Origin of the sequence: Streptomyces sp. NPDC001292, from assembly GCF_042896465.1 — a bacterium.
In the GTDB taxonomy this organism is placed as follows: Bacteria; Actinomycetota; Actinomycetes; order Streptomycetales; family Streptomycetaceae; genus Streptomyces.
Genome location: NZ_JBIAXG010000043.1, coordinates 63,487 through 71,590, shown reverse-complemented (window position 1 = coordinate 71,590; position 8,104 = coordinate 63,487). Strand labels below are relative to the sequence as shown.

At 67.2% G+C, this 8,104-nt stretch carries 6 protein-coding genes; 5 read left to right on the top strand and 1 reads right to left on the bottom strand.

Going from position 1 to position 8,104, the window contains the following annotated elements; translation table 11 throughout:
* Positions 1 to 1,029 precede the first annotated feature (1,029 nt).
* The 5 genes from ACFY4A_RS33520 to ACFY4A_RS33500 all read left to right on the top strand — a co-directional run bounded on the left by ACFY4A_RS33520 (position 1,030) and on the right by ACFY4A_RS33500 (position 7,158).
* Positions 1,030 to 2,493 (top strand): catalase, encoded by a 1,464-nt coding sequence (locus ACFY4A_RS33520; RefSeq protein ID WP_390833090.1) that lies wholly within the window; start codon positions 1,030 to 1,032, stop codon positions 2,491 to 2,493.
* Between the two features lie 42 nt (positions 2,494 to 2,535).
* A complete protein-coding gene (locus tag ACFY4A_RS33515) occupies positions 2,536 to 2,922 on the top strand; it encodes an ankyrin repeat domain-containing protein (protein WP_390729831.1) in 387 nt (128 codons plus the stop codon).
* Between the two features lie 522 nt (positions 2,923 to 3,444).
* Positions 3,445 to 4,377, top strand: coding sequence for a pyridoxamine 5'-phosphate oxidase family protein (locus tag ACFY4A_RS33510; RefSeq protein ID WP_390833089.1), 933 nt, complete (start codon positions 3,445 to 3,447; stop codon positions 4,375 to 4,377).
* Positions 4,378 to 4,725: 348 nt separating this feature from the next.
* The gene (locus ACFY4A_RS33505) at positions 4,726 to 5,595 is read left to right on the top strand and encodes a type VII secretion system-associated protein (RefSeq protein WP_390833088.1); all 870 of its coding nucleotides are present in this window, start codon (positions 4,726 to 4,728) and stop codon (positions 5,593 to 5,595) included.
* A 117-nt stretch (positions 5,596 to 5,712) separates the two neighbouring features.
* Positions 5,713 to 7,158 (top strand): ricin-type beta-trefoil lectin domain protein, encoded by a 1,446-nt coding sequence (locus ACFY4A_RS33500; RefSeq protein WP_390833087.1) that lies wholly within the window; start codon positions 5,713 to 5,715, stop codon positions 7,156 to 7,158.
* A 126-nt stretch (positions 7,159 to 7,284) separates the two neighbouring features.
* Here the strand turns inward: ACFY4A_RS33500 and ACFY4A_RS33495 are convergent, their stop codons facing one another.
* Positions 7,285 to 7,674 carry a hypothetical protein gene (locus ACFY4A_RS33495; RefSeq protein ID WP_390833086.1) on the bottom strand — a complete coding sequence of 130 codons (390 nt, stop codon included), beginning with the start codon at positions 7,672 to 7,674 and terminating at the stop codon, positions 7,285 to 7,287.
* Positions 7,675 to 8,104 lie beyond the last annotated feature (430 nt).

The window sequence follows — 8,104 nt, the reverse complement described above, 5'->3', positions numbered from 1 at the left end:
GATCCGCGAGTTCACCCTCGCCTACGACGACGAGGCCCGACCGTTCCGCTGGACCTACGACGGAACCCCACTCAAAGCCGCATAACCCTCGCAAGGTCAATGCGGCGCTGCACTAGTCGCCGCGGGGGACGGTGTATCCGGGACGCCGACGGTACAGACACCTCGAGGAGACACGCCGCAAGCCACCAACACGTCCAGGTGTCCGCATCTGCAAATCTCAGGCTGTGTGAAATCTAGCCGCCCAGTCTTTCCTTGACGTGACTGAAGAGTCGGACCAAGAATCTTGGGCGGTCATCAGGCCGAGGTCGTCATTTTTTTCTGCAGCTGGGTCACCTTCAGCAAACCCCATCAATGACGCCATTTTTCTTCAGAGAGGACTCATGACGATGAGCAAGAGAATTGCGAAGCGGGCGACGTTTGTCGCGGCGACGGCAGCATTCGCCGGGGCGCTCCTTGCGCAGCCTGCTTTCGCCGCGCAGGTCGACGCGTAGTACCACGGCACCCACGCTGCCGTGGACAACAGCCCTGGCAGTGGCGACCCGGGCTGGGTCTGGGTCTACGGCTCCACGGAGTCCGGTGCGACCGGCGGAGCCATCAAGTACAAGCTGTGGGACGGGACGAGCGGCCAGCTCGATGCGAACCGAGGAAAGACAAATTCCGCAGGCACGAATTCTGCCATCAAGCAGTTCCAGGCGTGCATCAACTTCTCGACCGACGGCTGGTCTTACCAGTCCTGTGGTGCCTGGGTCACCTTCGGCTGGATTCGGCCAGTTTTTTCTCTTGAGTCAAGAATGAACTTCCTCGAATATCCGGCAGGTCTCGACGACTGCCGGATATTCCGTTGCGGCCGCCACCCTCGCCACGGGCGGCCGGGCTGCACACGTGTCCCTAGATCACACCTTGACGTAGATATGTTCCAGCATAAGATGTGTTCCGGTACGAGCCGCAGGGCTGCTTGCACGGACACTCGGCCGGCCAGGACCGCCATGCCTTGAACACAGGCGAGGAACACACACCGAGGAGCGAGCTTTGCCCGAGAACAATCAGAAGCCGTTGACGACGGCGGCCGGCGCACCGGTTCCCGACAACCAGAACTCCTTGACGTCCGGCTCGCGCGGCCCGATACTCCTTCAGGACGTGTGGTTCCTGGAGAAGCTCGCTCACTTCGACCGCGAGGTCATTCCAGAGCGCCGGATGCACGCCAAGGGCTCGGGCGCGTTCGGGACCTTCACCGTCACCCACGACATCACGCGGTACACGAGCGCGAACATCTTCTCGGAGATCGGCAAGCAGACCGAGTTGTTCGTCCGGTTCTCCACGGTCGCGGGTGAGCGCGGCGCGGCCGACGCCGAGCGCGACATCCGAGGCTTCGCCCTGAAGTTCTATACGGACGAGGGCAACTGGGACCTGGTCGGCAACAACACGCCGGTGTTCTTCTTCCGGGACCCGCTGAAGTTCCCCGACCTCAACCACGCGGTGAAGCGCGACCCGCGCACCAACCTCCGTAACGCGGAGAACAACTGGGATTTCTGGACGAACCTCCCCGAGGCCCTGCACCAGATCACGATCGTGATGTCGGACCGTGGCATCCCCGCCTCCTACCGGCACATGCACGGCTTCGGCTCGCACACCTACAGTCTGATCAACGCCGAGGGCGAGCGGTTCTGGGTCAAGTTCCACCACCGCACCCAGCAGGGCATCAAGAACCTCACCGACGCGGAGGCCGAAGCCCTCGTCGGCAAGGACCGCGAGTCCCACCAGCGCGACCTCTATGACGCGATCGAGAACGGCGACTTCCCGAAGTGGAAGCTGTTCATCCAGGTCATGCCGGAGGCCGACGCGGAGCACTACCGTTTCCACCCCTTCGACCTGACCAAGGTCTGGTCGAAGAAGGACTACCCGCTGATCGAGGTCGGCGAGTGGGAACTCAACCGCAACCCCGACAACTACTTCGCAGACGTCGAGCAGGCCGCGTTCACCCCGGCCAACGTGGTCCCGGGCATCGGTTTCTCCCCCGACCGCATGCTCCAGGGCCGCCTCTTCTCCTACGGCGACGCCCAGCGCTACCGCCTCGGCGTGAACCACCACCAGATCCCCGTCAACGCCCCGAAGAACCCGGTGAACTCCTACCACCGCGACGGCGGCATGCGCGTCGACGGCAACCAGGGTTCCATCCCGGGCATCGAGCCCAATTCCTACGGCCGCTGGCAGGAACAGCCCGCCTACCGCGAGCCCAGCCAGGCCGTGGGCGCCGTCGCCGACCGCTTCGACTTCCGCGCGGACGACGACGACTACTTCGAACAGCCCGGCAACCTGTTCCGTCTGATGAACCCCGAGCAGCAACGGGCCCTGTTCGAGAACACGGCCCGCGCGATCAACGGCGCGACGCGGCAGACCGTCGAACGCCACATCGCCAACTGCACCCAGGCCGACCCGGCCTACGGCGAAGGCGTCCGCAAGGCGATCGAGGCCCTGGCGGCTGGCAACCTCTGAGCCCGCTTGTTCGCCCCCCACACCTCCGACGGAAGGGTACGTATGACCGGTGAGGGCCTGACTCCCGAGCAGACGCAGCGCGTCGTGGCCCTCGCCCTGGACCTGGCCCGGGAGGGCAGCACGGGAGACTTGGTCGAGTTCGTGAAGCACGGCCTCCCGGCGGACACGAGCGACTCGGCCGACAACACCCTGCTGATGCTTGCCGCCTACCACGGCCACGCCGACACGGTCCGGGCCCTGCTCCGGCTCGGCGCCGACCCGGACCTGCGCAACGCCCGGGACCAGAGCCCCATCGCCGGCGCCCTGTTCAAGGGCGCTGACGGCGTGGTGGCGGTCCTGCGGCAGGCGGGCGCGGACCTGGACGCCGGCACCCCGAGCGCACGCGCCGCGGCGACCATGTTCGGGCGCGCCCATCTGCTGGCGGACTGATCTGCCGTACCGCTCAGGTGGGTCTTGAGACCCCGGGGAGGTGGTCTCCTGGGGCCACGAGGTTCGGGTGAGGGCTCGGCCGAGGCGGTAGACGTTGACGGTCACGGATCCGCCCTCGGCGCTGATGGTGTAGGAGCCTGGGCCGTCGAAAGGCACGCAGCCGTCGATGAGGACGGCGTCGGGGCCGAAGCCCCAGGGATCATCGCTCGGGCGCGCATGCGCGACCGAGCGCGGACATCGGCGAGTTGGCCGATCGTCGACAAACGCTATGCTCACACTTGGATCCCTGGCACTGCACAGTCATCCCCCATCAGCCACCGAACGCCCCCAGCCCGGACCACCGCAGCCTGTGGGAGTACACCGCTTTGCCATCCCGTTCCGGCCATGAGCGAAGCACCGGCGCAGGCGAGCGGCACCCCTGAACCGGTCCGATTCCGAGGGCACGGCCGCTGCCCGTTCTGTGGCCGCCCCGTCCGATGCGGCAGCCCTCACCACTCGTGTCGCTTGACTGGAAGTAGCACTGTGAACGTAATCGACTCCGCTCCTCTCGACGTCCTGGACGCCTACCGCACCTGCGAATTCGTCACTCTTGGCAAGCGCGGTGCGCCCGTGGTCTGGCCGACGGCGGTGCGGCGCCGGGAGGACGGGAGGCTGCTGCTGTCGACGTGCCTGGCGTTCGCGCAGAAGGCGCTCAACATACGCCGTGACGGCCGTGTGGCCCTGCTCTTCTCCGACCCCACCGGCAGCGGCCTCGACGAGGCCCCGCAGATCTTCGTCGGGGGCCGTGCCGAATGCCCCGACGAGATCATGACGGGGCCCCAGGGAGCCGAGGACTACTGGCGGATGCTCTTCGAGCGGCAGCCGCACAGTAGGAGATACGTGTCTGCCCCCGTACGGCGCCTGATGGACTGGTACTACCTGCGGTTGCTCATCACCGTCACGCCCGAACAGGTCATCGTGCGGCCTCCGCTGCCGTCGGCTGTGGAGCCCGAGTCGACGAGCTCGAGCGCCCCGAGCCCGCTGCTGGGAGCCGAGCAGCTCGCCGCCTACCCCACCGCGGTGCTCGCCGCTTGCGACGCGACCGGGGCGCCCGTGCTCGCCCGGAGCCGGCCCGTGCCCACCGCCGACGGATTCGCCGTGACCGTACCCGACGACTGCGCGGCGACTGCGGGTCCCGCATCCCTCTTGGTGCACCGGCACGACGAGCGCCTCAACCACATGCACAACGCACTCGTCCGCGGCGAACTGAAGGAAGACGCCGACGGCTGGGTCCTACTGCCCTCCCACGTGGTGGAACCGATGGGTTCGGGCCGCCCGAGCGACGGCATAAGCGTCCTGCGCCGGACCAGGGCGGCCACCCAGCGCTACCTGGACCGACGCGGCCTGTCCCGCCCACGCGTGCAGTGGGCCGAGTTCAAGGCACTCGCGACGCAGGCACGGCGACGCGGCGCCTGACCGACGGCTGCATCGGTGACGCCGACACACGTGAATGTTCACGCACGATTCTGGCGTGGCGGGCAGGAATCGGTTGTGTGACTGAATACCGCGTCCCAAGCCGGGTGATCCGACGACTCGCCTGGGACGGCTGGACAATGAAACGCCCTGCCGTGCCACTCACCACCCTTCGCCTGGACGGACGAAGCGGCTCCGCCCGATACCGCCTTCTGCAACTGAAACCATGTCCGGTACAGCGTCGCGAAGTCAGCGCGATGTGCAAACATGACCGACACATGTGCATGCGCCTCGCGTCTGCGAACGACCATGCGGATGCGCACCATTTCTTCCGAATGTGCTGAGAACCGGATGACGGACGTGGTTGAGACAACTGAGCGCGACGAACCGATGGCAGACGTCCCGGACGCGATCCGGGAGGCTGCGAAAGCAGCGCCTGACCACTGGTTCGGCATGGTTGATCCCGCCTGGCGGGGAGGGGACGCGCCACCGAACTGGGCAGTGGTCGGGCAGTACCGGTCCGACACCGACGGGGAAGTGGTGGAGTGGCAGTACAACGACGACTACCGGCCCTCGCCGAATGCGAACGGTTGGCCTCCCCCCACTGACCCGGTCGACGAGGCGATACAGCTTGCCGCGACCGGATACGGTCCTGAACAGGACGTCTTCCGCCTGCTCGCCGACGCCGAGGTCGACATCCTGCTGGGACCCGATAACAGCCCCGTCACGGCCCGTGATCCGGACGGTGCCCCGGTCGTTCCGGTCTTCACCTCCGAATATCAGCTCCGCTCCGGCGGGCGTTACGCCTCTCGGACGGTGCTGGTCCGAGACCTCCTCGGTGATCTCGTCGACAACACGCACCTCTATGTGAACCCGGCGGGGGCGGTCAGCATGACCGTTGCTCCGGATCAGGTGATCGCCGTGGAGGAACGGTCTGCTGACGCCCAGGCGGGCGCCCCCCGGACGGAGGCGAACGCGCGGCCGGACGACGATGCCGATGGGAACGAGTCCTCGGGGGGAGCCGCGGCTGATCCTGGCGAGCATGTGGGGCAGATGGAGACCCTCCACCTTCCCGCCCCCGAGCCTGCCCCGGAGGCCGCCCATGCCTCCGACGGCGACTCGGCGGAGGACGAGGCACGGACCGCCGGAACGACCGAACTCTCCGCTCAGGACTACCTTGTCAACATCCTCAGCGGCGGAGGTGGCGAAGAGGCACGTTGACCCTTCGCCGCACTGGTGTGCCACGGAAGGTTTCTCAAACCTCAGGTGGATCAGCAACCTGCGTAGCCTCGGTGCCGTCTTAGAATCAGCGACTGAACACCGCACGGGTGAACGGACTTGGACCAGTCGGCGTGCCAAGGCCATTCGGGTACACCGGATCTGCTCCCTCGTGGTGTTACACCTCAGTGTCGTATCCAGGTGCCACACCGACCCCACCGGAAAGGTGTCATGACGACTTCCAAACCCAATGATTCTCCAGATGAGCCGACGGGAGCAGCCACCGCCCAGGCCAAGGCGGACGGTGTCGGCGAAGCCGAGGAGAAGCCGGATTCCGTTGCCGCGGCCGCGGAGCGCGCCCTTACCGCGGCACGGTCCTCCAGGGGATCTGCTGTACCTTCCGCCATGGCCGAACCGGAGCCCGAACAACGGAAGGAGACCGAAGAACCCGAGGAGGCGGAAACCAATTCCGTCGCTCTCGGTTTGCCTGAGTCCACGACCACTTCCGCGAAGCAGGCCGAGGCCGCAGAGCCGGAGAACTCGGGCGACAGCTCCTCGGCGCAGTCGGCAGAGGCTGAGCCGGCCCCCGAGGCCGTCGCCGACGCGAAGAACGCCGAGTCGGAGACCGCGTCCACGGCGACTGCGGACACGCCAGGCTCGGCCGGTGATGCCACTGGCAGCTCCGCCAGGACGGCAGTCAAAGCCGTTCCCGGCCGGCCGCACAAGAGCCTGCTGTCGGGAGCTGCCATCGTCGGTGCGCTGCTGGTCTCCGTGCCCTTCATGATCAGTGGCGGCAACGGCGACGACGGGCGGCCGTCCGTGAAGCCGGGTGCCACCCCTGGCACCGTCCTGGACGGTGTGGCGGCAGGGGCGGTTCCCGGCGTGGTCGGCTCGGAGTCTCCGTCGCCTCATGTGAACAGAAGTGCTGCCCCGAAGATCGTCTCCACGACGACCGGGCCCGACGGCAAAAAGGTCACCGTCACCATGACGCCGCAGGCCGGCAAGACCTCGGGTGGCAAGAAGTCCTCGGGAGGGGGCAAGGCGACGACCGCAGCGGCGGGGTCGGGCACAACGTCCTCGCATTCCGGGAGTACATCGGGTGGCAAGACGTCCACCAGTTCCGGGCCGAAGTCGAACACCACGAACCGGGCGGCCTCGAGCGATCCCTGGCCCGGCGGCGTGTGGATCTACAGCCATGCGTCCGGTCGCTGCATAGGGATCGCCGGCAGTCCCGGCGCGGCCACTGGTTCCGCGCTGGTGATCTGGGACTGCTACGACAAGTCCTACCAGAGATGGAAGTTCGTCAACGGCACTGTGCAGTCCGAGGGCAAGTGCATGAATGTCAGTGGTGGTGCGACGGGAGACGGCGCTGTCATCAACTGGACGACGTGCAACGGCTCGGGGGCCCAGCAGTTCCGGCTGAACTCGTCGCACGACCTGACCAACCCGCAGTCCGGCAACAAGTGCGTCGATGTGAAGGACAAGAGCACCGACAACGGTGCTCGCCTGCAGCTGTGGACGTGTGCGGGCACGGACAACCAGAAGTGGAGTACACGCACGCCGTAGGTGTCGCATGCGCTCTGCCGAACGGACAGGGTGCCCGCCCCCTTGACAGTGGCGGGCACCCTTCTCGTTGCTCACGGACCGCGGACGTACTCCTCAGAGAAACCCGAAGAGCGCGCGCCGGTCCGCTCAACGCAGCCCGTAGGCCCGCGTCACGGTCTGTCGCACACGGTCACCCGCCTTGTCGACGGCGCTCGCCCGGAGGGCGACATGGCCGCTCGGATGTCCGCCCGCGGGTATCACCAGCGACCTGCGGCCCTTGCCGACGAGCTTGGCCTCCGCCGGGCTCCAGGTCCTGCCGTCGTCGTACGACACGTCGACGGTGACCTTGCGGACCGGGGACGTGCCGGACGCGCCACCCGGCTGGTGCCGTACCGTCAGCGAACCGGTGAGGCTCCGGCCGGCCGGTGCGGTGTTGTTCAGGTCGAGCGGCAGGCCGAAGCCGAGGTCCAGCAGGTCCACCGGGGTACGGACGGCGTCCTCGGTGTGGCCGGTGGTGAAGGTCCACTCCGAACGCACCTTCGTGGACAGGGCGGACGGACGTGTGCCCGTGACGACCAGCCGTAGGTGTCCGCGGCCGTGGGCAGCGCGAACGCGCTCACTCCCGGTGTGCCGTTGGTGCCGATCTTCGTGGTACCCCGGAACAGCTCGGTCGAGCCGTGTTCCGGCACTGTGCCGTCCATGTTCGTCCCCGCGAGGAGGTGGCCCGGGTCGCTGTCGCTGAACATCGGGATGCTGGTCACCAGTTGGTTCCCGTGCCGGTACACCGTGGGCCGCGGCGTGCCGTCCGCGCCGGCGGGCACGAGGTTCGGCAGCCTGGGGATGAACGGAGCCGCCCCACACGTCGGAGGTGCGCTGCCCGGCCTTGTACCGGGTCGGTGGGGACAACTCCTGTGCTTGGTACGTCCAGTCGGAGTTCAGCCCTTCCCACGTCACGGCGCTCCAGCGC

Coding starts and splice junctions, on each gene's coding strand:
- ACFY4A_RS33505 (WP_390833088.1), top strand. CDS start 4,726: ATGACGGACGTGGTTGAGACAACTGAGCGCGACGAACCGATGGCAGAC.
- ACFY4A_RS33515 (WP_390729831.1), top strand. CDS start 2,536: ATGACCGGTGAGGGCCTGACTCCCGAGCAGACGCAGCGCGTCGTGGCC.